The organism is Bacteroides salyersiae, assembly GCF_031172035.1.
Lineage (GTDB): Bacteria > Bacteroidota > Bacteroidia > Bacteroidales > Bacteroidaceae > Bacteroides > Bacteroides salyersiae.
In genome coordinates this window covers 2690565-2713407 of the sequence record NZ_CP133452.1, presented here as the reverse complement: position 1 = coordinate 2713407, position 22843 = coordinate 2690565, and the positions used below count along the sequence as shown (strand labels likewise).

Here is a 22843-nt window from a genome sequence, read left to right as displayed (position 1 = left end):
AAAAATGAATCAAGAGATTAAAAAGAAAAGCGTCTGGACGGTCAGGAAAGGATTTGTTTATTCACTTTTTATTTCAGAAGATTTGGCTTTCTCTGTCAGACCCAGATCCTCACGGATAAAACGAAGTTTAAGCAACAACTGCTTCATTCCCTCCACATCAAGACGAGCAGTATTATGGGAATGATAATCTTCAATCCGAGCGACATCCTCATTGCCCTCTGTGAAGAACTTATCATAGTTTAAATCACGCGTGTCACAAGGAATACGGTAATACTCACCCATGTCAATGGCCTTTGCCATCTCTTCACGGGTTACTAAAGTCTCATACAGTTTCTCACCGTGGCGGGTACCAATAGTTCTGACTTCCGTATCCGCATTATACAATCCTTTCAAAGCTTGTGCCAAAACATCCAATGTCGCGGCGGGAGCTTTCTGAACGAATAAGTCACCATTATGACCGTGTTCAAAAGCGTACATGACCAAATCAACGGCATCGTCAAGTGTCATCATAAAACGGGTCATATTAGGATCGGTTATGGTGATGGGATTACCAGACTTTATCTGATCTACCCACAAAGGAATAACTGAGCCGCGACTAGCCATTACGTTACCATAACGGGTACAACAGATAGTTGTCGATGCACCCTCTCCCAAAGCACGTCCCTTAGCAATAGCTACTTTTTCCATCATAGCTTTGGAGATTCCCATAGCATTAATCGGATAAGCAGCCTTGTCGGTAGAAAGGACAACCACATTCTTTACACCATGTGCTATGGCAGACTCCAATACATTGTCTGTACCAATCACATTCGTCTGTACTGCCTGTAACGGAAAAAATTCACAAGAAGGAACTTGCTTCAAGGCAGCAGCAGCAAAAACATAGTCAACACCTCTCATGGCACCGTCCACAGACTGCCGATCGCGGACGTTACCAATATAGAACTTAACCTTGGGGTTTTGTAACTGATGACGCATGTCATCCTGCTTCTTCTCGTCACGACTAAAAATACGAATCTCTTTAATATCGGAACCTAAGAAACGTCTGAGTACGGCATTACCAAAAGAACCCGTACCACCTGTAATTAACAGGACTTTGTCTTTGAATATGGACATAATATTACATTAAAGAATTTATTAGTGTTATAACCTTTTCACACTGTGAAATAGGATTCTTCTTATCTAAAATAAACCGTCTAGCTTCTAAACCAATCCTTATCAACTCATTACAATCCAATCTTAATATATCCATCATTTTATTTGCAAGAGCTTCTACACCTAAATCTTCTAATGAAAAACAATATTGATAATACTCATCTGGAATACCTGGTAATTTATATATCAAAGTAGGAATTCCTGATGCCAAATATTCCATTGTTTTTGATGGAAAAGAATATCTAGTGAACTCTCCCTCTGGAGTACGTGGATTTACAAGCAAACTTGCATTCCGTTGTAATTTTAATACTTCATTTCTAGGAATTTGCCCTTTAAACACAATTCTCTCATCTTTCTTTGCATAATCAAGAATTTCACTTTCCGCATCACCAGCACCACAAATTACCAAACAGACATTTGTATCCACTAACATGAGAAAAGCTTTTACTAAGTTCAAAACTCCATATCTTTTAGCAAGTGTTCCTGAATAAAATATATATTTTTTTTGAGTCTCAAAAGTCTGATTTATCGTCTTTATATCGTCTTGAATATTATTAAAAATTCCCTCAACTATTGTCCATTTCTTACCTTCTATAGGCAACATTTCTTGCATATATTTAGTTAATAAAACAAAACCATCTATATCAACATAAAGTTTCCTCAAGACTTCCCTATTTAGTGCATGCACATAAGCAGACAAAAAAGATTTATGCCCTCCCATATGTTCAGGTAAATCAGGTACAATCAATATAATTTTCAATGAAACACCATAACGTCTTTTTAATTCCACACATGCTTTTAAAAAAGGTGTATGTATAGCATAAATTATAATTACTTTTTCTTCTTGATTATTATCTTCACACCACTTTTTTAGACTTTTTTTTACATTATAATACCTGCTATACATTTTTAATCCCATCAAATTACAAAAGCTTATGTTCTTACCAGATATAACATTCCCTTTCTGAGTAACATATTCAATACATACAGAACGAGAGTATAAACTGCTATATCTCAATGGATAAGATCCTATATATGGAAGATTAAATATCTCAATGTTAGTACCTAAAGTACCAAGTCCTTCTATAAAAGATTTCTGTAAAGCGTCTGCAGCATATTGTATTACCCCTTTACTATTAACAATTATTTCTGAATAAATTTCTTTAGGAAAAAATCCAAATAAAAATGCAATTTTCATTCTTTTTTTTGTAAAATAGTATTAATATATTCTATCCAAATAGGAAGTATTCTTTCTTTAGAATTAGTTTCTCTGATTTTCACAGCATTAGCCTTTATTTTTTGCTTTAAATCCGTATTAAATACTACGTTTAATATTGCATTTTTTAACGAAAAAAGATCATCTACAGGTACAATTATCCCATTCTCATTATTAGTTATCAGAGCTCTAGCCCCTCCTGAAGAAAAATCTGTAGAGATACATGCTAACCCCATTGCCATAGCTTCAATTAAAGCATTAGGCATTCCTTCATGATTAGATGACAAAACAAATATATCCGAATTCCGAATAAAATCAACAACTCTATCTACACTTCCTTCTAATATAATTTTATCATTCATCCTTAAAGAATCTATCAAATCTGACAGCTCATTAAATAATGGACCCTTACCAAAAATTTTCAATCGATACTCTGGAATATTCAATTCAGCAAAAGCTCTAATTAGTAATTTATAATTCTTTTCTATAGATAACCTACCGACAGCAACTATCTCTTTTTCAGCACTATTATCATTAGCTACAGGTAAATTATCATCCATGATAGGATTCTGAATTACAATACTTTTCTTTTGAATAGACTTTGAAAAATATTGTTTAACTTGCACCGTTTGAAAAACTATTCCATCACAAAAATGATAAACTAACAATTTCAAAAGACGATGGATTTTAGATTGAGGTAAATATTTGGGATCTACACGTTCTGATAAAATAGTTGGGACACAAACTGTTTTCGCTACAAAAACACCTATTTCTGCTAATCCCAAACTAAAAATGATTAAGCAGTCAGGTCGTGTAAGCAACATCTGTCTTCTCAAATTTCTATAAGCAATTATCTTCCCTTTTACACCAATCGGTTCACCCGGTAACACATATATATTGTAATTATGAATATTATTAAAAGAAAGCCACTCTTTATTCCAACTATAAATTGAAATCACATGCCCTCGTTTACAAAATTCATCAATTAACATTTTCAAAATTCGCTCTCCACCTCCAAAAGCGATTTTATCTACAAGAAAACCTATCTGCATAGATAAATTACAATAAATTATATTTATAATAAATAGAACCAGTAAATAAAACTGTCAGTAGTAACCAGACAAAACGATCTTGAAGAACAACTATACTAAAGTGATTAAAAAGTAAAATCATCAATAAAACAAACAACAAGTATCCATAATCAAAATGAGCCTTTCTTAAATCAATTCTTTTTAGAATAATTCCGTGAAGACTGTAATAAATAAAAAAGCCAATAATCCCTCCACCTACAAATGTCTCAATAAAATTATTATGTGAATACAATATGATTCCACAGTCCTTTCTAAACAGCTGCGAAAAGCTATAATAACCATGCCCCAATATTGGACTCTCAATACAATATGTCAATCCATATTCTATTAGGCGAACCCTTGTTTCATCACTTGAATCAATTTCTGACATTTTAGACGACCAAAAACTCAATTGAGCTAATCGCTCTGAAATAAAATTTAAATATTCTATAGGCACATAAAAAAGTAATAATGCAATCAAAAGGACAAGAAGAAATAATATTTTCAATTTTGATGTTTTCTGTAGTTTGATAAACATTAAAAAAACGCATATAAATAATGATATAATTGATTTTCTTGAACCTAAAAAAAAGGTTACTATAAAAGCCAATCCTGCTAAAGCCATATATACATATTTCTTATCAAGAAAATACATATAAATAAAATAAGCAAAAGAAAAACTTATTATTAATCCCACAGTATTTACATTAGGAAGAAAATCACCTTCTGCCATAATACGATTAGCACCAAGTGAAGATATATCAACATGATTTAAGTAAAGCAAAGCATATATAATTCCTGAAAGCGAAAGAATAAACAAAGCCCATTTAAAATGTTCTTTAGAGTCAATCAACGTAATAAAACAAATAGCTACAACAGCACTTTTACTTAATTGTATGACAGAGTTATAAGAGGTATCAAAAGACTCCGCCCATAATGACGAAAAAAAGCTATATATCACGAAAATCAAACATAATACAATGAAATCTTTATAAATCAGCCCTCTGTGTTTAATTAAATTATAAATAAACGCTCCTCCGAGTAAAGCATAAGAGCATGCAATAAGAGCAACATATTCTTGATAATATAACCCACAATAGACGATCAAAAACAAGGAAATAAATATTTTATTAAATGTCAGATTTTGAATACTCTTTTTTACACGAGCGATAATCATTTGATTCCAAAAAGTTTTAATTCTTCAATAGTAAAACGTTCTTCAGCGGCATATAACTTTTTCTCATGCTCCAATATTTGATCCATTGTCCACTTAAATTTTACAAATTTGGCTGGTACACCAGCCACAAGCGAATAAGGTAACACATCTTTATTTACAACAGCTCCCGCAGCAATAATAGCTCCTCGACCTATAGTGACTCCCTTTAATATAGTAACTCTTGAAGCAATCCAAACATCTTCATTTACAATAACATCTGCATCATAACCGTCTCCTTTTTCAGCATCTGTTATACTCATACAGAAACGTCCTGGTATCATACGATGATTTCCTGTTGAAATATATAAATAAGGAGCAGCTCCAGTCCACTTTTTTATTACTATCTTAGCATTAATAGCCGACAAAGTAGAATATGCACGTATATTTACATGCTCACCAATATATATATTTTTCTCACCTTGGATTATAAAAGGATAAATGATATTAGAACGCTTTCCAAAAGAATAAAAAGAAGAACAAATTCGTTCTACTCTATATTTACAATAAATCCGATAAAAAACATCTAATATGACTCCAACAATATTAATTATTATTTTCTTCATTATTTCCTTATAATTTTATCTACCAACGAAAGTAAACCCGCATAATTTATTACAAAAACATTATTATACATTTGTACCCAAGAAACAATTATCAAATAAAGCACTATCCAAACTAATGAAAGCCAAAAATTTTGATGACCAACATACAGATAAATAAAAATAAATGGAATAAGAATTAATATTGAAATCAAAAATATCTTTGATATAATTTTCCAAGGATATAATCTAAAAATGGAAATTCTTATAGCCTTTGCATCATACATAGATAATAATAATTTAGGTAATATACTTCCTAATATCGCCGCCACTATAGCCCCATTTAAATAATAAAATTTTATCGCGAGATAGGTAAAAGGAATTAATATAATAGCAGTATAAACATATGCTAATAATGATTTTCTAGTCTCACCTGTTGCTCTTAATATATTTCCACATCCAATAGATGAAACTATAAATGTAAGCAAATATAACTGAAAATAAGGAATACTGTCTATATATTTTGAGGAAAAAACAAATGGAATAATTGGGTCTGCAAATAGAATGACGATCAAGACAATAGGAATCGTATACGATAAAGTCTTAGACACCATAGAATGATATAAAGTTATTACATTATTTAAATCATTACTCTTATAGGCAGCAGCCATCCTAGGTATATATACTTGAGAAATAGACAAATATACTTGAGTAAGTCCTGGTACTCCATAAAACGCAATAGAATATATAGCATATGCTGCAGGTGAAACAAATGCCAAAATTATCAATTTGTCCATTTGTTGTACAAAAACTCGTGTAGAACTAGCAATTCCCAATGGAATAGAATATTTTAACTGTTCCTGCAATATATGCCTATCAATCAGCCGAGTTCCCTCATTTTTCTTTATTAACTCAAAAGCATAGAAAGAAACATAGAAAAATTTAATCGCTATACTTATTACAATAGCAATAAAAATAGATTCAATCTTTGGCCATTTCAAATACAAAATTAATATCAAAATAAGCCTAAGAATTGTCATTAATGGTAAAAATAATGCACTTGTTTTATTATCATGATTCAATACATACAACGCAGTTATTAGAATCTCCGGAACAGAAAACCATACAGCTAAACCTAAATATAGATAATTATTAGAAAAAGATCCATCTGAAATAATATATTGTTTTATTACAGGTATATACAAAACACCAAAAGCCACAATTCCTGCTATAAACAACAATAATAATGACTGAAAAATTAAAATTCGTCTTTCTCTCTCTGTTGCAGATGGATATGAATAATATAACTCCGAAGATAAACCAAAACTAAAAAAAACAGTACAAAACGACAATATAACATTAAATTGCGCATATACTCCATAATCATTCTTTGTAAGTATACGTACAAGAATCAATGGAAGTAGAAAATTCAATAGGAGTGAAAACATCTGCCCTGTTATCAATGCTCCCATCTGTTTCTTATAATTCACCATTATCCGGAATCAATCTTGGTTCTTTATCTATATCTATTTTTACAACTTTTGCTGGATTGCCTGCTACTATACAATTAGCCGGCACATCCTTTGTTACCACACTGCATGCTGCAACTATTGAATTCTCACCTATAGTAACCCCCTTATTTATCACAGAATTTCGACCGATCCATACATTATCGCAAACAACTATCGGCTTAGAAACTGTATACTTCCAACTACGATATGGGGATGAATAATCTACAGAGTTCATTATCTTACGATCAACAGGATTAACAGAATGATTATTGTTATCTATCATTATAACATTTGTAGATAACCGTACATAATCTCCTATCTTTACAGAGTTTACAGCTCCAATTACACAATTAGGACCAACTAAACAATGATCGCCTATCTCTATTTTACCATGATGGGAAGAAATCAATTCACCTACAAACTTAAAATAGCTTCCTATTTTTATGTCTTCCTTATCCGAACCATATAGTAACTTCACATGTGCAGGCGCAGATATGATACTATTTTCACCTATTGTTACAGATGCTAGCACATGTCGTCTTGCATTTCGTAACTGAAAATTATGGTATATTTTTTTTATTAATCCTATCATAACACTATAACCTTCCATCAATAAAGTTAGGATCCACTGCCCCCTTTACATCAAAAATCACATGATTAACTTTCACCAACGAGGTTATATTAAAATCTCTAAATTTTTCATGTGCTACTGCCAAAATCACAGCATCAACTTTCTCTTTATCTAATTCACTAATAATATCAATATTATACTCTCTTTTTACAACGGAAAAATCAGCCCATGGGTCATAAACCAGAACATTTACATTATATTCTTTTAAAGCCTTGTATATATCTATCACCTTTGTATTACGAATATCAGGACAATTCTCCTTAAATGTAAAACCTAAAATCAAGATGTTTGAATTCAAAACTTGTATGCCTTTTTTCAGCATTAATTTAATAACCTCATTTGCCACATATTCACCCATACCATCATTCATCCTTCTACCAGCTAAAATAATTTCAGGATTATAACCATAACGTTGAGCACATTGGGCCAAATAATAAGGATCTACACCAATACAATGGCCACCAACCAACCCCGGCTTAAAAGGAAGGAAATTCCATTTTGTAGAAGCAGCCTCTAATACATCTTGCGTATCAATACCCATTTTATTGAAAATCTTAGATAATTCATTTACAAAAGCAATATTAATGTCACGCTGAGAATTTTCTATTACTTTCGCTGCCTCCGCTACTTTTATTGTAGGAGCTAAATGAGTACCGGCCGTAATTACAGAAGCATATATTGCATTCACCTTTCGACCAACTTCCGGAGTAGAACCAGAAGTAACTTTCTTAATCTTCTCCACAGTATGAAGTTTATCACCCGGATTAATACGTTCAGGAGAATAACCAGCAAAAAAATCTACATTAAACCTCAAACCGGAAATCTTCTCTACTACTGGAATGCATTCATCCTCTGTTACACCTGGATAAACGGTTGATTCATAAACAACAATATCACCCTTAGAAATAACTTTACCAACAGTTGTACTGGCACCGTAAAGAGGGGTCAAATCAGGATTATTATTCTTATCTACTGGGGTAGGAACAGCAACAATATAAAAATTACAATCACGGATATCTTCAATTTCAGCAGTACACTTAAATCCGCCAGCAATAGCAGATTGCAACAATTCATCCGGAACTTCCAATGTAGCATCATGACCTTTCATCAAAGCGTTCACACGTGCCTGATTCATATCAAAGCCGATTGTTTTATACTTAGTTGAGAAAAGACGGGCCAAGGGAAGTCCCACGTAACCAAGACCGATTACGCAAATTCTAACTTCATTCATAGTTTTATCTTAATAGTAATTTAAATATTATTCCAATACCACTTAACTGCTTCTTTCAAACCATCACGCATATTATATTGAGGATGATAACCCAAAAGTTTTTCAGCCTTATCAATACATGCTAAAGAATGAGGAATATCCCCCAAACGATTTGGGCCGTGAACCACCTCTATATTAGCAATTTCAGGATCAAACTCACTCAAAAATTCTTTTAAATAACTAATCAATTGATTCAAAGTAGTGCGTTCACCGAAAGCTGTATTATACACCTGATTCACAGCATCTAAATTGGTAGTAGTCATAGCTAACATATTCATCTGAATAACATTATCAATATAAGTAAAATCACGACTATACTCACCGTCACCATTAATCACTGGGCTCTCATGAGCCATAAGTTTCTTTACAAATAAAGGAATGACAGCAGCATATGCACCAAAAGGATCCTGACGTCGACCAAAAACATTAAAATAACGTAAACCAATACATTCTATACCATAAATTTTAGAAAACACATCGGCATAAAGTTCATTAACATATTTAGTTACAGCATATGGAGAAAGAGGTCTACCTATCACATCCTCCACCTTGGGAAGAGATTTACTATCTCCATAAGTAGAAGAACTAGCCGCATACATAAAACGTTTTACTCCAACATCACGAGCTGCAACCAACATATTTAAAAAGCCAAAAATATTGGTCTCATTCGTAGTGATAGGATCTTTTATAGAACGAGGGACAGAGCCTAAAGCAGCCTCATGTAACACATAATCAACACCTTCTACCGCCTTCTGGCAATCGGATAACTTACGGATATCTCCAACAATCAACCTAAACTTATTCGGATACGCAGACAATAGAGGTAATAGATTCTCTATTTTTCCTGTAGAAAAATTATCCAAACAAACAACTTTATAATTATGAGCCAACAAATACTCACAAAGGTTAGAACCGATAAAGCCAGCACCACCCGTTACTAAAACCTTAACCATAAAATTCTATTCTATATATTAGTAAAAACACATGTATTACAAATCACGCACAAAATACCTTATGTGAATCTTTCAAAGACAAATTCATTAACACTTCAAAAAACGAGAGAAAAACTTCTTTAAATTACTCTTTTTCCCCTGCTTGTGAATATTATTACCATAGCCGTAACCATAACCATAACCATAGCCATAACTGTAGCCATAACCTCTATGCTCTGAAGGAATACCATTTAATATCACAGACATATTACGGAGTTGTTCCTGACGATACATATTCTCAAGTTCCGGTAATTGGCGACGATCCATCACACCAGAGCGAACTACGAAAATGGTAAGATCAACCACACGGTTTACAATAGAAGCATCAGCTACCATACCCGCAGGAACGTTATCCACAATAATATAGTCATAACGTTTACGAAGTTCTACTATCAGGCGATCAAAACGATCGCTCAATAGTAATTCTGCAGGATTGGGAGGTACGGGACCAGAGAAAATAATATCAAGTTTATCATATTCTTCACTAGCACCAATAATATCATTCAGATTATCTGTTCGACCGGATAAATAATGAGTCAATCCCATACGATTGGAGGGGTTAGAGAAAATACCACTCAAGGTACCTTTACGAATATCAACGTCCACTAAAACCACTTTTTTATTTGTCTGAGCAATACTCATAGCAAGATTGCTTGAAACAAAAGTCTTTCCGGCACCGGGATTAGCAGAAGTAAACATGACCACCTGTAATCTCTCCGACTTCACATGCATAAAATCCATATTCGTACGAATAATACGGAAAGCTTCTGAAATAGAATCACTCCCATTCTCACGTACAATAATACTATCTGTATTTTCGCCTTTCTGATTTCCTCGACGAGGAACATTACCCAAAAAAGGAATAGTCAGAACTTCATCCAATTCCTTACGAGTCCGAACTTTGGTATCCGTCACATTTAATAACCAAAGTATCGCCATAGGAATGCCCATACCAAGAACAATAGCAGCCATAAATATCATCATTGTCTTAGGAGCTACTGGAATACTACTGCCCGAAGCAGAATCTATAATACGGGCATTACTCTCCGTAATAGCCTGTGTCAAAGCATTCTCTTCACGCTTATTCAACAAATAAAGATAGAGTTCTTCCTTAATTTTCTGCTGACGTTCTATAGTGAGTACATATTTCTGCTGTGCAGGCACAGCCTCAATGCGTTTTGTAGTCTGTTCTTCCTGCTCACGAATGTTTTTCAATTGAATATTTAAACCTACAATCAGATTATCCACCGAACGAATAATAGTCTGTTTCATAGCACTCAGAGAATTATTCAAATCCATCACAATCGGATTTTTGCTACTACTACCTACTACGAATTTATCACGTTTCAACAAGATGTCATTATATTCCTTAATCTGAGATTCAACACTGTTATCTGATATACCCGTATTGGCAGGAATCAAATCTGAACTTTTCTGAGGATCCGTCAAATATTCTTTAATGTATTTGGCAATACTTAACTGATTCTCCAAGCTAAGTCCCTCCTGTTGATAACGACTAGTGTTCTGAAGGTACATACCCGTCTCGGAGGTTATATCGGTTAATTGATTTTCACGCTTAAAACTTTCGATATTGGCATCTACACTACCAAGTTCACGTTCGATGATAATCAGACGCTCATTGATAAACTTGGATGTATTTACAGCTATCTGATTCTTGTCATTAATCACATCCTCATTATAGACAGCAATAAGCATATTCAGAATATCTTCTGCGCGGGCAGTAGATACATCCTCCAAAACCAAGTTGATAATAGTAGCCGTCTTGCTGGCAAGAGAAACATTCAGTTTGCTACGATAACTTTCAACAATACTCTCTATATTGGATTTAACAACATTTACAGGATTACCATAAAAAACATCCGTATAATATAACGTAGGAGTAACAACAATTGGTCCAATGGGAGTAATAATAGTATCATTCAAATTTACCTCAAGAAACTCTTCCGAGCGAATCACCCCATCACCTACCGATAACGAAAAATCAGACAGATGTACCGTAACGGAATCGATAGGAGTAACTGACACTTTTATAACCTGACGTTCTTCCGCATCCGGGAAAGAAACTATAACCGGTGAATGAGTATAAAGTTCATCACTGCGTAAACCATTCTTCACTTTATAACTCATATCCAAATGTAAACGACGAGCTACTTCTTCCATCAGATGGCGAGACTGAAAAACAAGCACTTCATTATCCACATTGCGTTTACCACCAAAAAGAGACAAATCAGCAAAAGCAGCCGATTCACTCATTCCACCACTTTTAGAATCGTCACGAATAAGAACAGATGCCTTACGACTATATATTTTTGAAGAAGATTTCAAATAAAAAAAAGCGATTCCACCACAAACCAAAATCGACAATGCAAACCAATACCAATTAACAAGTATAAGATGAAAAATATCGGTGATATTAATTTCTGACTCCTGTTTACGGATATCATTATTTTTATATTCAGCGCTCATTATCTTTTGTTATCTGAATTATTTAAACATAGTTACTATCAAAGAAGTAATGGAAGCCAATACGGAAACAGCAGACAACCAAACCCCCACAGAATTATTAGAGTTAATGCGACTCTGCCCTGTCTTCGCTTTATTAGGCTCTACATACACAATATCATTCTGTTGTAAATAATAGCAGGGAGACTGAAAAATATCAGAAGAACGAAGATCATGGTAAAGAATACGGCGCTTGCCATCCTTTTCACGAATAACAGCTACACGGTCACGACGACCATAAATGGTCAAATCACCTGCCATACTCAAAGCTTCCAACAAGGTTATTCTATCACCGGAAATATCAAATGTACCCGGCCGAGCCACTTCACCCATCACAGATACTTTAAAGTTCAGGAACTGAACAGTGACAATAGGATCTTTTATCAAATCCTCTTCCATCAGTTTTTGCTTAATAAGTTCAGTTACTTGCATACGGGTTAACCCTTCTACATGAAACCTACCCAAAATAGGAAAATCAATATCGCCATTCTGATCAACTAAATAGCCTAATAAACGCTGCTGTACAGAAGTTTGAGCACCTATCTGATAAGTAACCACAGGCATATTAAACGGTAATGCCAATTCCGGATCTTTACTATTCACCAGAATAGCCAATAAATCATCTTTATGAATGATTACTTCATAGTTCTTATCAATGACTTCCTCTTTCAAAGAGGTAATATCCTGCAAATAAAGTACCTCTTTAGGAGCAGAGCAGGATGCCAAAAGTGCCAATAAGCACAGCAAACAATTATTCAGAAATTTCATTCTCATATAATAGCTATTAATGATTTCTTACCGTTATTTATCTTAATTATTCATCCAGTTCCCAAGCTGTCCAGGGATTAGTTTCCAAACTATTCAGATATTCAGAAACTTCCAACTCTGCCGGAGACAATTCATGATCTTTCCAAGTATCGATAATGGCATGCGCTTCTTGGGCCAGTTTCTCATCATAAACCTCACCATAGCAGGCTACTAAAAGCTGGCATTTCAACAACGAAACAGAAAGCTGTTCGAGCACGTTCCAACTACGGTTAAGAATAGATTGTATTTTTTGATTCTTATCACCATGATCATAGATGGTGGCATGAAAACCGGTCAGCAGAGCATAACAGAGCTGTGCTTCTTCTTCGGCAGTAGAACCATGTGAAAGAAAAAGAGCCTCGGACTGACGATAAACCTCCGTATTCAATTCACAAAAACGATTGGAATAAAGAGGAGTGCCATCAAAACCTAAATTGAGAAGCTCATTGGTAACATGACACAGAGCGTCAATTTGTGATTGCAAAGACATATATTTGAATATTTAGATTGAACGATGACTATTTACAATTGAAATAAAATCAATATGGATAGAGTCCAAATGAACAGGTCGCTATTTATGAACAGGTTCGGAAACAAGTTCCATTAAAGAAGGATGAACATAAGCAGTAGCCACCGCCATAACTCCTTTGATGCAGACTGATACACGACGATCGCCTTTGACACGAAGAATAATTCCTTCAACTCCCTCAAAAACGCCACCGGTGATACGAACACGGTCACCTTTCTGTAAAGCGGTGACAGCAGGGTCGAGATAAACGATCTGCTCTTCATAATTGCCCGAAACGGCAATAAAGCTACGCATCTGCGAATCCGGTACAATAAGAGGCCGATTGGTCTCACGATCGATAATATAACGGACGGCTAAAGAAAGTCCGACAGATTGTTTTATCCGATCGATACACGCAAGTGAACTATGAACAAATACGAGATTGTGCACTACGGGCACTAATTTACGCACCTTACGATCTGCTTTTTTCACATACTCGTAATGCATCGGAATGAAGTTCTCGATATTTTCGGCATCAAGAGCTTCCTTCAAAAGAAGTTCACGGCTATAGGTAACACGGAGCGGATACCAAAACACATCGGTAGATTTGTTCACGAATGGATATTCTTTAGGGACACCGAAATTATAGAATTACTTTCGGTCAAGCGTGTATAAAACAAAAATTTAATATTTTAGTACACTGGCTCTCAACTGTATCCCTATCCCAGGAGATAAACAGGAGGAGAGAAATATGTAATGCACAAAGTTTTGTTCAATTTAGTGCACAAATCACTATAAACGAGATATTTGACACATAAAAGTGTTTCAATAAACGTTCGTTTAATGGCACACTTATTTTTCGGCTTTTCTTAATATATTGAAATACGATTTATTGTTAATGGTATACATATAATTTTATATTGTAATATATTGATAATTAATTTAATATATTCAATTATGAAAAAATACAAATACTTTTTATTGGGAAATATTTTGCACATTCGAGAATAGTATATATTTTTGTGCCATTAAACGAACGTTTATTGAAACACTTTTAGGAAAAATAAAGTCCAAAATATCAATATTATATTCCGTAAAAGTACTTTTCTCAATTTTTTCATCATTTAATCATCTCCGAATCATCATTTTTAACAATCTTTGCACGATATAAAAATCATTTAAAACCTAAAAAAATGACAAGCAAAGAAGAAAAAAAACGGATTTTAGTGGACACATTAAAATCGAACTCACCGATGGAATAATCATAGAAGGCAGTATTAAAGCACAAAGCCATGACAAACAACCGATTGATGACAGGACAGTTATCAGAATAGCCAAAGGAGAATTGATAAAAGCACTTACTCGTTCGTTGACAGATGAAAAAAGAAACATCACAACCGCTACTGACATTGCCAAAGAAATCAGAAGAATATTCCGCATTGAATATAGAGATCATGGAACTTACAAAGAAATGGAATACAAATCATTAGTAACAGAAGTGAGAAGAATTTTAAATAGTATGAAAAGAAAATAGAGATAGAAAAAAGGAGACATAAAAAATCGCCCAAAAGGCGATTTTTTATGTTAAATAGAGCGATTAGTTCTATCCAAATATAATCCCGACATTGCGGCCTTAATTCAAAAAAATACAATCTTATTAAAGTAAACGCAATGAAAAAAAGAAATTCAAATTTTATCATGGAGAACACAAAAAATCAGTGGGTAAAACTTATTATGCAAGAAAAAGGATATACGGAAATTACTGCCACATGGATGTCAAATCGTATTGAAGCCTTAATAAATCATATGCAGTACGGACATGCAGTTATTGCTTATCGCCGGGCTATCGATGGAGAATTTCAATTTGTAAAGGCAACCCTGATTTATTACCGGCATGATTTCAAACGGGAATATGAAGGAAATAAAATACAAGAAGCTGTCATGTATTGGGATGTAGAAGAGAGAAAATGGAAGCGTTTCCGTATAGAAAACTTCTTGGAATGGAAACCAGTGGTATAATTGATAGTTAGGAGCTGGTAGTTAGGAGTCAGAAGTTAGGAGTCAGAAGTTAGGAGTTAGGAGTTAGAATCTATGCAGAGGGTTAGTTTTGGCATATATACAGAAAGAATTTTAACTATCGGCTACTTACCACTAACTTCCAACTACCGACTTCTAACTACCAACTACTAACTTCTAACTACCAGCTTCTAACTACCAACTTCTAACTACCAGCTTTTAACTACTAATTACTAATCACCAACCATCATGGCTACAGAATTTTTCGGGATCGTTTATTTCCCTACCAAATCGGCTTTCTTTGAGGGGGCTATTCCAGAATCAATGGAAGCAAAATACGGCATCAAAGGACCTTATTTTCTTATAAAAATACTTTGCAAAATCTATAAAGAAGGATATTACATCCCATGGGATGAAGAACAGTGTGAAATATTTGCCTACAAATTGGGTAGAGAATACAGCAAAGAAGAAGTGACAAGCATGGTAAGCCTGCTACTCGAAAAAGGATTTTTCGACAAGGAGAGCTATCAGAAACAGCAGATACTGACTTCGCTGGATATTCAACGTGTCTGGTTGGAGGCTACAAGCCGCAGAAAAAGAGATTTGACCAAACTCCCCTATCTGTTGGAAGAAATAAAATGCAGACAGAACACAAGTTCGAAGTCAGAATGTGCAGACATTCCTCCTGCTCAAATGGAATTGAATCTGGAAAATGCAGACATTTCCCGACAAAGTAGAGTAGAGGAAAGTAAAGTAGAAGAAAATAGGAAGAAGAAGGACGAAGATCTTGTCTTATCTCCTCCGCCGGAATACGCACTCAATACAAAAACACACAATTACGGTGGCCTGCTATTGGCACTGGAGCAAATCAAGATAATCGATATCGGAGAAAAAAAAGCGATTTTACGAATGTCCAATTATGGAGAAATCGGTACAGCCGTATGGAAAATACTGGCACAAACTCCGTGGAATAAAATCGGAATGCCCGGGAAATATCTTATAAAATCACTTAGAAACAGTTGATAATCAACAGATATAAGAATATATATTTTTGTATACCAAGAGTGTATATTCTTATCATCCAAAAGTGTATATTTCTGTACAAAAGAAGTTTATACCTTTATAAAAAGCTTATAATCATCACTGAAAAAAGTCACAGGGAGATAGCACGATGAGCAGTCATTTTCTCATAAGGAAGCGTAAACCAGAAAGTAGAGCCTTTCCCAAACTCGGACTCCACTCCTATCTCGCCTTTAAGCTCCTTGATGATGTTCTGCGAAATGGCCAATCCCAATCCGGTACCTTGCTTGAAAGAATCCAACTTCACAAACCGGTTGAATACATCCTGCACATTTTCGGGTGGTATACCGGTACCGGTATCTGTCACGAAAAAACGGATATGTCCGTCTCGAGGTTCTTCATACCCGAACAGGACGCTTCCGTTGCGGGTAAATTTCATGGCATTGCTGATAAAGTTGTTCAAAACCTGTGTCACTCTGCGCCGGTCGGTATACAAAAAAAGATCGGGCAGAGATGTCACTGCACGTATAGTGACCTCCTTGTTCGTTTGCTGCATTCTGGCAGCTTGTTCTATTTCCAGCAACATACTATTGACATCTACGTTCACATAGACATACTCCAACGTACCTGCTTCCATCTTCGACAAATCCAGAATATCACTGATGAGTTGCAGCAATATGGCATTGTTGTGCTCGATAATACTCAGATATTCAATTCTTTCCTCTTCGGAAACATCCGTAGCCAATAAACTGGAAAATCCGATAATGGCGTTAAGCGGAGTACGTATCTCATGACTCATATTAGCCAGAAAAGCCGACTTTATGCGATTGGATTCTTCGGCCTCTTCCTTCGCCAAGCGCCAGTTCCGCTCCAATTTCTTCATGTCGGTAATGTCCCAGGCCGTATAGATGATCCATTTGCGCCCGTTGGAAAAAGAGAGCAGATTATTATTCTGAAAAGTAAACCGTTCTTCGTTCTTATTAGTAAAGAAATGCCGGACACCGGACTGTGCGATACCGGTTCGTACCAATTCTTCGTCCTCTTCCCTTATCATCCCGGCAGCTTCGGGCATGGTATCGAAATCAGTCTTCCCGATAGCACTTCCGGCCGGATATTCAAAAAGCTCTTCAGCCTTCTTGTTCCAGAAAGTATAACGCCAATTATTATCCACGTCTTTCACCTTGGCGGCAATCGGAAGGTTATCAAGAATCCCTTCCAACAGGCGCAAATGTTCTTCCTGATCCTTTTCTTTCAACGCCTTTATACGCATCTGCATAAAGAAAAACAAGGTAAGCACAATAATCACTCCTGCTATACTTACCATATAAACAATATCTTTTTCTATGAAACCGACCGGAGCGGCATCATAAAAAAGACATAAGAACAGATTCTGATTAGGCATATTTAAGGTAATATTTTAATATAAAACAGCAAAGAATCACTCGTTTAGTTTTCGCAAAGTTAGAAAAAAATAAATGATTCAGCAGTTTCCGCCTCCTTTATTATACTGTCTATCAGCGAAATATTTACAAAATTCCTCATATTTGTACTGTTTTAAAAAAACACATAGCGGAATTGCAAATTTGAGCAAAGTGTAGCGAATTAGCTAAAACAGCGTTCGTTACGTTTTGCTTTTCTATTGGGCAGAGCCAACGGAATGCCACCTCGAAGCCAAACGGTGCAGAAATTCAGTTACCACCTCATTACCCCCGCAACGGGTGCGGATTTCTTGCTAAATAATTCTTTTACTGTGTTTTGCGGCATTTTACATAGTTGTCGGTAACTCACTATAAACTACTGAAACTGTAATTCCCTCATTACATTAAAGTACAATAAAAAGTGCCGCTCATAAACGGCTGATGTGCGGTATTTTTGCTAATTTTACATCGAATAATATGAAAAATGAAAAGCAAGAGAGGTATAAACACTATATAAAAACAAAGTAATTAATCTTACAGAATTAAATAATTGAGAATAATATATTTACATAAGATGATTGAAGAGAAGAACTATTACGGAAACCTTTGTACAGAGATGTACGAAATCTTGCATGCAGAAGCACCGCAAGACGAATTGAATTTTTATCTTTCTTATGCTGAAAAAGGAAAAAAGATTTTAGAACCTTTATGCGGCAGTGGACGTTTTCTTGTCCCATTCGTGGAAAGAGGGCTTGATATAAGTGGCATAGACTTATCCAATGAAATGTTACAAAAGTTAAAACAGAAATTGCCTGAGGCAAAAGTCGTTCAGGCTGATATTATGAAATATTCTCCAAGAGAAAAGTTTGATTATATATTTATCAGTTCGGGCTCTGTGTCATTATTTACCGATATTGATTTGTGTAAACAAATCTTGTGCAGAATAAAAGAATGGTTGTCTCCAATGGGTAAGTTTGTATTTGCTGTTGATACAATCGCCAATAGATGTACGGATGACAATGATTATGCGATTGCGGTTTCTGTAAAGACAAAGGAGAATTTTGAACTGGTGCTAAAGTCGAAGAACCATTACGATGAGCAAAGTCAGACCCAGCTCTCTCCCGGAATTTATGAAATGTACAGTGATACGGAATTGATTCAAAGCGAATTTATGGATTTCCAGACGCACCTTTATAAGTATGGTGAAATGGAAGAATATTTGAAAGAAGTCGGGTTTACTCAAGTCAAAACTTATTCTTCTTTTGACAAGGAAATAGCCATTAACGATCGATGTGAAATGTTTTTATTTGAATGTGGGTTGTAACAACCATAATAACAAAGTCTAAAATGATTATTCTGATTGCGGGAGATACCCATACGGGGAAGACCTTGCTGGCGCAAAGGTTATTGGAATACTATAAATACCCCTATCTGTCAATAGACCATTTGAAAATGGGGCTTATCAGAAGCGGGCAGTGTGGTCTTTCCGCTGACAGCAGCGATGCAGAACTGACGGAATATCTGTGGCCGATTGTTCGGGAAATGATAAAGACCTGTATTGAAAATTCTCAGAACCAGATTGTGGAAGGCTGCTATATTCCGTTTGGTTGGGAAAAAGATTTCTCCCTTGAAGATTTGCGACAAATCAAGTATATCTGTTTAATATTTAGTAGAAAATATATAGAAACTCACTTGGATGATATTCTTCGATTCGAAAAAGTCATAGAGAAACGATTGTCTTCTGATGTAATCTTAGACGAGATAATAAAAATAAACGAGTATAACTTGGAACAATGTGTGTTACGACACTATAACCATATTCTGATTGATGATACTTATCAAATTGACATTGACTGCATATAGTTTTTTGATTGGGACATTGTAGTTTTGAATATTTGTTCTAACTTTGCATTTAGAAAATTTATTTGACAGCATAGCAACGCAAAACGCTGAAATTTGCACGGTTGCTAAATCGTTACCTATATATCTCAATAATCCGTTAAAAGTTTATTACTCAATCGGTTAAATCAAACCGATAAAAATCTAAAATAATTAAAAAGCATGTTTTTCCTTTTTTTTCGTTAGAGATACAGATTTAATATAAGCTTTGTATTACTTTTGCATGCGATTGTGGTAATCACTCTGAATAATTGTTCATTATGAAAAGAATAAAAACAATATTAATTCTATTTCTCGTATGCCTGACAGCGAAAGGAGAAGACGTTTTCCGTAACGATAACGATTCTATCCGTCTCAGCCTGCTGACTTGTGCCCCCGGAGAAGAGATATATTCTTATTTCGGACATACTGCCATCCGTTATGAAGATCCCGGCAAAGGAATCGATGTTGTTTTCAACTACGGATTGTTCAATTTCGGAGCGCCCAACTTTATCTTCCGTTTTGCCCTCGGACAAACCGACTATATATTGGGAGCCACTCCATACAACCGGTTTGCAGCCGAATATATATTCGAAGAACGCAGTGTATGGCAACAAACATTGAACCTGACTCCGGATGAAAACCGGAAGTTAGCTTCACTACTCATAGAAAACAGCAAACCGGAAAACCGGACATACCGGTATAACTTCTTTTACGATAACTGTTCGACCCGTCCGAGAGATAAGATAGAAGAGTGCATCGAAGGAAAAATTATTTATGACTACCCGGCAAAAGACGGCACGAAGTCATTTCGGGAAATTGTGCATCAATACACCCAAGGACATCCGTGGTCGCAATTCGGCATCGACCTTTGTATCGGCAGTGAGGCAGACCGCCCCATCACCAGCCGCCAGATGATGTTTATTCCCTTTTATCTGGAAGACGCAATAGCATCGGCCAGAATTGTAAACAACGGTAATGAACGCCCTCTGGTACTGGAAAGCACATCACTTATCAGTTGTGAAGACGACGGCTCGTCACCCGGAACGATAGGATTTTGGGACCTCCTGACTCCCATACGTGCAGCATTGCTTCTGCTCATACTCACAGCAGCAGCTACCATCTACGGTATCCGGAGGAACAAAAGTCTTTGGGGAATAGACATTATATGGTTCGGCACTGCCGGCATTGCCGGTTGCATACTTGCCTTCCTCGCCCTGTTTTCCGAACATCCTACTGTCAGTTCTAATTATCTCCTTTTCGTTTTTCATCCGGGACAGCTTGTTTTCCTCCCGATCATGATAAATGCCGCCAGAAAAGGCCGAAAATGTTGGTATCATGTGTTGAACTTTACAGTTTTAACACTTTTTATACTGCTTTTTCCGCTAATACCGCAAAGAATTGATTTAGCTGTCGTACCTTTGGCACTTAGTTTGTTGATACGTTCTGCAAGCAATCTTATTTTGACTTATAAAAAAAAGAAATGAAAGGATTACTGACTTCCATAATAACCGTACTTACCATTACCGGACTACAGGCCCAGCCGATGTCATCTACTCCCAAACTGGTGGTAGGACTGACAATCGACCAGCTTCGTACGGACTATCTGGAAGCGTTCTCCTCCTTATACGGTGAAAAAGGATTCAAACGGCTCTGGAAAGAGGGAAAAGTATTCCGCAACGCCGAATATAAATTCAACAGAGTAGACCGGGCATCGGCCGTGGCCGCTATCTACAGTGGAACCACTCCGTCGATAAACGGCATCATCGCCAATCAATGGCTGGATATTTCTACCCTGCGATCGATGAGTTGTGTAGACGACCCCGCTTTTATGGGGAACTACACGGACGAGAACAGTTCACCGGCCCTGTTACTGACTTCCACCATCGCCGACGAGCTAAAAATCGCTACACGCAATAAAGGACTGGTATATGCCATTGCCCCTTTCCGCGATGCTGCCATCTTTGCAGCAGGACATACCGGGAACGGTGCTTTCTGGCTGAACGAAAATACCGGAAAATGGTGTAGCACTACTTATTATACGGAATTCCCCTGGTGGGTAAGCCAATATAACGACCGGCAGGCAATCGATTTCCGCATCGGAGAGATCACCTGGACACCGGTTCATCCGATGGAGAAATATGTATATCTCCCTGAATGGAGAGATATGCCGTTTAAATATAAATTCGACAATGAACGGCAAAATAAGTTCCGCAGATTCATTGCCAGCCCTTTCGTCAATGATGAAGTCAATCTTCTGACCGAAGAGTTGCTGGATAAAAGCACTATCGGGAAAGACGAAGTGCCGGATATGCTCTCACTGATGTATTATGCCGGCAATTATGCCCACAAGACATCACAGGAATGCGCGATGGAGCTGCAGGACACGTATGTAAGGCTCGACCAGAGCATTGCTCACCTGCTGGAAGTGCTCGACAAGAAGATAGGGCTTCAAAACATACTTTTCTGTATCACCTCTACCGGATATGTAGACACGGAAGCTGCCGACCACGGGCTTTACCGCATTCCGGGCGGTGAATTCCACCTGAACCGTTGCGCCGCTTTATTGAATATGTTTCTGATGGCTACTTATGGTGAAGGCCAATTTGTAGAAGCTTATCAGGACCAGCAAATATACCTCAACCATAAACTGATTGAAAAGAAACAACTCGACCTGGCCGAAATACAGGATAAGGCGGCTGATTTTCTGATACAGTTCAGTGGCGTGAATGAGGTTTATTCCGCACACCGTCTGCTGTTAGGCGCATGGACACCGGAAATCCATATGATCCGCAACGGTTTCCACCGCAAGCGTTCCGGAGATTTATTAATCGATGTGCTTCCGGGATGGACGGTTGTCAACGAACACAATCCGTCGGAAAATAAAATTATCCGCCACGCACATATACCGGTACCGCTTATCTTCTTTGGAAATTCAGTAAAACCGGAGGTAATACAAACACCTATTACCGTAGACCATATTGCACCCACTCTGGCCAATGCCATGAGAATAAGGGCTCCCAATGCCTGCACTGCAACTCCGCTTACCATACGGTAAAAACACTTTTTTCAATCT

20 protein-coding genes are annotated in these 22843 nt (G+C 36.2%); 6 read left to right on the top strand and 14 right to left on the bottom strand.

What is annotated here, in order from left to right; genetic code table 11:
* Positions 1-57 precede the first annotated feature (57 nt).
* The 13 genes from RB604_RS09730 to RB604_RS09670 all read right to left on the bottom strand — a co-directional run bounded on the left by RB604_RS09730 (position 58) and on the right by RB604_RS09670 (position 14050).
* Positions 58-1113 (bottom strand): polysaccharide biosynthesis protein, encoded by a 1056-nt coding sequence (locus RB604_RS09730; protein ID WP_005932691.1) that lies wholly within the window; start codon positions 1111-1113, stop codon positions 58-60.
* Between the two features lie 4 nt (positions 1114-1117).
* Positions 1118-2350, bottom strand: coding sequence for a glycosyltransferase (locus RB604_RS09725; protein ID WP_122281994.1), 1233 nt, complete (start codon positions 2348-2350; stop codon positions 1118-1120).
* On the bottom strand, positions 2347-3420 hold the full coding sequence (locus RB604_RS09720; protein ID WP_055295186.1) for a glycosyltransferase: 1074 nt from the start codon (positions 3418-3420) through the stop codon (positions 2347-2349). Before RB604_RS09720 ends, RB604_RS09725 begins: the two co-directional genes overlap by 4 nt.
* A gap of 7 nt (positions 3421-3427) precedes the next feature.
* The gene (locus tag RB604_RS09715) at positions 3428-4615 is read right to left on the bottom strand and encodes an O-antigen ligase family protein (RefSeq protein WP_055295184.1); all 1188 of its coding nucleotides are present in this window, start codon (positions 4613-4615) and stop codon (positions 3428-3430) included.
* The gene (locus RB604_RS09710) at positions 4612-5217 is read right to left on the bottom strand and encodes an acyltransferase (protein ID WP_055295182.1); all 606 of its coding nucleotides are present in this window, start codon (positions 5215-5217) and stop codon (positions 4612-4614) included. The genes RB604_RS09715 and RB604_RS09710 overlap by 4 nt, the downstream gene beginning before the upstream one ends.
* Positions 5217-6665, bottom strand: a complete 1449-nt coding sequence (locus RB604_RS09705) for an oligosaccharide flippase family protein (protein WP_172680695.1) — start codon at positions 6663-6665, stop codon at positions 5217-5219. The genes RB604_RS09710 and RB604_RS09705 overlap by 1 nt, the downstream gene beginning before the upstream one ends.
* A 7-nt stretch (positions 6666-6672) precedes the next feature.
* Entirely contained in the window at positions 6673-7296 is a 624-nt protein-coding gene (locus RB604_RS09700) for an acyltransferase (RefSeq protein ID WP_172680694.1), read from the bottom strand.
* A gap of 4 nt (positions 7297-7300) precedes the next feature.
* A complete protein-coding gene (locus RB604_RS09695) occupies positions 7301-8566 on the bottom strand; it encodes a nucleotide sugar dehydrogenase (RefSeq protein WP_055295167.1) in 1266 nt (421 codons plus the stop codon).
* Positions 8567-8586: 20 nt separating this feature from the next.
* The gene (locus tag RB604_RS09690) at positions 8587-9558 is read right to left on the bottom strand and encodes an SDR family oxidoreductase (protein ID WP_055295162.1); all 972 of its coding nucleotides are present in this window, start codon (positions 9556-9558) and stop codon (positions 8587-8589) included.
* Positions 9559-9645: 87 nt separating this feature from the next.
* Positions 9646-12084 carry a GumC family protein gene (locus RB604_RS09685; protein WP_055295157.1) on the bottom strand — a complete coding sequence of 813 codons (2439 nt, stop codon included), beginning with the start codon at positions 12082-12084 and terminating at the stop codon, positions 9646-9648.
* An 18-nt stretch (positions 12085-12102) separates the two neighbouring features.
* Positions 12103-12894 carry a polysaccharide biosynthesis/export family protein gene (locus RB604_RS09680; RefSeq protein ID WP_021936612.1) on the bottom strand — a complete coding sequence of 264 codons (792 nt, stop codon included), beginning with the start codon at positions 12892-12894 and terminating at the stop codon, positions 12103-12105.
* Positions 12895-12934: 40 nt separating this feature from the next.
* Positions 12935-13417, bottom strand: coding sequence for a UpxZ family transcription anti-terminator antagonist (locus tag RB604_RS09675; protein WP_055295149.1), 483 nt, complete (start codon positions 13415-13417; stop codon positions 12935-12937).
* An 81-nt stretch (positions 13418-13498) separates the two neighbouring features.
* Positions 13499-14050: a UpxY family transcription antiterminator gene (locus RB604_RS09670; RefSeq protein WP_055295145.1), complete on the bottom strand. Its 552-nt coding sequence runs from the start codon at positions 14048-14050 to the stop codon at positions 13499-13501.
* A 1056-nt stretch (positions 14051-15106) separates the two neighbouring features.
* Here RB604_RS09670 and RB604_RS09665 point away from each other — a divergent pair.
* Complete coding sequence (locus RB604_RS09665) at positions 15107-15454, top strand: SH3 beta-barrel fold-containing protein (RefSeq protein ID WP_005924960.1); 348 nt, start codon at positions 15107-15109, stop codon at positions 15452-15454.
* A gap of 246 nt (positions 15455-15700) precedes the next feature.
* Positions 15701-16474 (top strand): DUF4373 domain-containing protein, encoded by a 774-nt coding sequence (locus tag RB604_RS09660; protein ID WP_005924962.1) that lies wholly within the window; start codon positions 15701-15703, stop codon positions 16472-16474.
* Positions 16475-16604: 130 nt separating this feature from the next.
* On the opposite strand, the gene RB604_RS09655 is transcribed toward RB604_RS09660, so the two are convergent.
* Positions 16605-17873: a sensor histidine kinase gene (locus RB604_RS09655; protein ID WP_005924964.1), complete on the bottom strand. Its 1269-nt coding sequence runs from the start codon at positions 17871-17873 to the stop codon at positions 16605-16607.
* Positions 17874-18463: 590 nt separating this feature from the next.
* On the opposite strand from RB604_RS09655, the gene RB604_RS09650 reads away from it, so the two are divergent.
* From RB604_RS09650 to RB604_RS09635, 4 genes are all read left to right on the top strand, one after another.
* Positions 18464-19213, top strand: coding sequence for a class I SAM-dependent methyltransferase (locus RB604_RS09650; RefSeq protein ID WP_007478497.1), 750 nt, complete (start codon positions 18464-18466; stop codon positions 19211-19213).
* A 23-nt stretch (positions 19214-19236) separates the two neighbouring features.
* On the top strand, positions 19237-19752 hold the full coding sequence (locus RB604_RS09645; RefSeq protein WP_007478498.1) for a P-loop nucleotide/nucleoside kinase family protein: 516 nt from the start codon (positions 19237-19239) through the stop codon (positions 19750-19752).
* A 296-nt stretch (positions 19753-20048) separates the two neighbouring features.
* On the top strand, positions 20049-21254 hold the full coding sequence (gene lnb / locus RB604_RS09640) for a lipoprotein N-acyltransferase Lnb (RefSeq protein WP_055295141.1): 1206 nt from the start codon (positions 20049-20051) through the stop codon (positions 21252-21254).
* Positions 21251-22825 (top strand): alkaline phosphatase family protein, encoded by a 1575-nt coding sequence (locus RB604_RS09635; RefSeq protein ID WP_055295139.1) that lies wholly within the window; start codon positions 21251-21253, stop codon positions 22823-22825. The genes lnb and RB604_RS09635 overlap by 4 nt, the downstream gene beginning before the upstream one ends.
* Positions 22826-22843 lie beyond the last annotated feature (18 nt).

Bases quoted from the DNA above. Each gene is read 5' to 3' on its own strand.
- RB604_RS09655 (WP_005924964.1), bottom strand. From the start codon at position 17,873: ATGCCTAATCAGAATCTGTTCTTATGTCTTTTTTATGATGCCGCTCCG.
- RB604_RS09695 (WP_055295167.1), bottom strand. From the start codon at position 8,566: ATGAATGAAGTTAGAATTTGCGTAATCGGTCTTGGTTACGTGGGACTT.
- RB604_RS09665 (WP_005924960.1), top strand. From the start codon at position 15,107: ATGAAAAAAAGAAATTCAAATTTTATCATGGAGAACACAAAAAATCAG.
- RB604_RS09680 (WP_021936612.1), bottom strand. From the start codon at position 12,894: ATGAGAATGAAATTTCTGAATAATTGTTTGCTGTGCTTATTGGCACTT.
- RB604_RS09720 (WP_055295186.1), bottom strand. From the start codon at position 3,420: ATGCAGATAGGTTTTCTTGTAGATAAAATCGCTTTTGGAGGTGGAGAG.
- RB604_RS09705 (WP_172680695.1), bottom strand. From the start codon at position 6,665: ATGGGAGCATTGATAACAGGGCAGATGTTTTCACTCCTATTGAATTTT.
- RB604_RS09700 (WP_172680694.1), bottom strand. From the start codon at position 7,296: ATGATAGGATTAATAAAAAAAATATACCATAATTTTCAGTTACGAAAT.
- RB604_RS09710 (WP_055295182.1), bottom strand. From the start codon at position 5,217: ATGAAGAAAATAATAATTAATATTGTTGGAGTCATATTAGATGTTTTT.
- RB604_RS09690 (WP_055295162.1), bottom strand. From the start codon at position 9,558: ATGGTTAAGGTTTTAGTAACGGGTGGTGCTGGCTTTATCGGTTCTAAC.
- RB604_RS09725 (WP_122281994.1), bottom strand. From the start codon at position 2,350: ATGAAAATTGCATTTTTATTTGGATTTTTTCCTAAAGAAATTTATTCA.
- RB604_RS09715 (WP_055295184.1), bottom strand. From the start codon at position 4,615: ATGATTATCGCTCGTGTAAAAAAGAGTATTCAAAATCTGACATTTAAT.
- RB604_RS09645 (WP_007478498.1), top strand. From the start codon at position 19,237: ATGATTATTCTGATTGCGGGAGATACCCATACGGGGAAGACCTTGCTG.
- RB604_RS09635 (WP_055295139.1), top strand. From the start codon at position 21,251: ATGAAAGGATTACTGACTTCCATAATAACCGTACTTACCATTACCGGA.
- RB604_RS09685 (WP_055295157.1), bottom strand. From the start codon at position 12,084: ATGAGCGCTGAATATAAAAATAATGATATCCGTAAACAGGAGTCAGAA.
- RB604_RS09660 (WP_005924962.1), top strand. From the start codon at position 15,701: ATGGCTACAGAATTTTTCGGGATCGTTTATTTCCCTACCAAATCGGCT.
- RB604_RS09730 (WP_005932691.1), bottom strand. From the start codon at position 1,113: ATGTCCATATTCAAAGACAAAGTCCTGTTAATTACAGGTGGTACGGGT.
- RB604_RS09675 (WP_055295149.1), bottom strand. From the start codon at position 13,417: ATGTCTTTGCAATCACAAATTGACGCTCTGTGTCATGTTACCAATGAG.
- lnb (WP_055295141.1), top strand. From the start codon at position 20,049: ATGAAAAGAATAAAAACAATATTAATTCTATTTCTCGTATGCCTGACA.
- RB604_RS09650 (WP_007478497.1), top strand. From the start codon at position 18,464: ATGATTGAAGAGAAGAACTATTACGGAAACCTTTGTACAGAGATGTAC.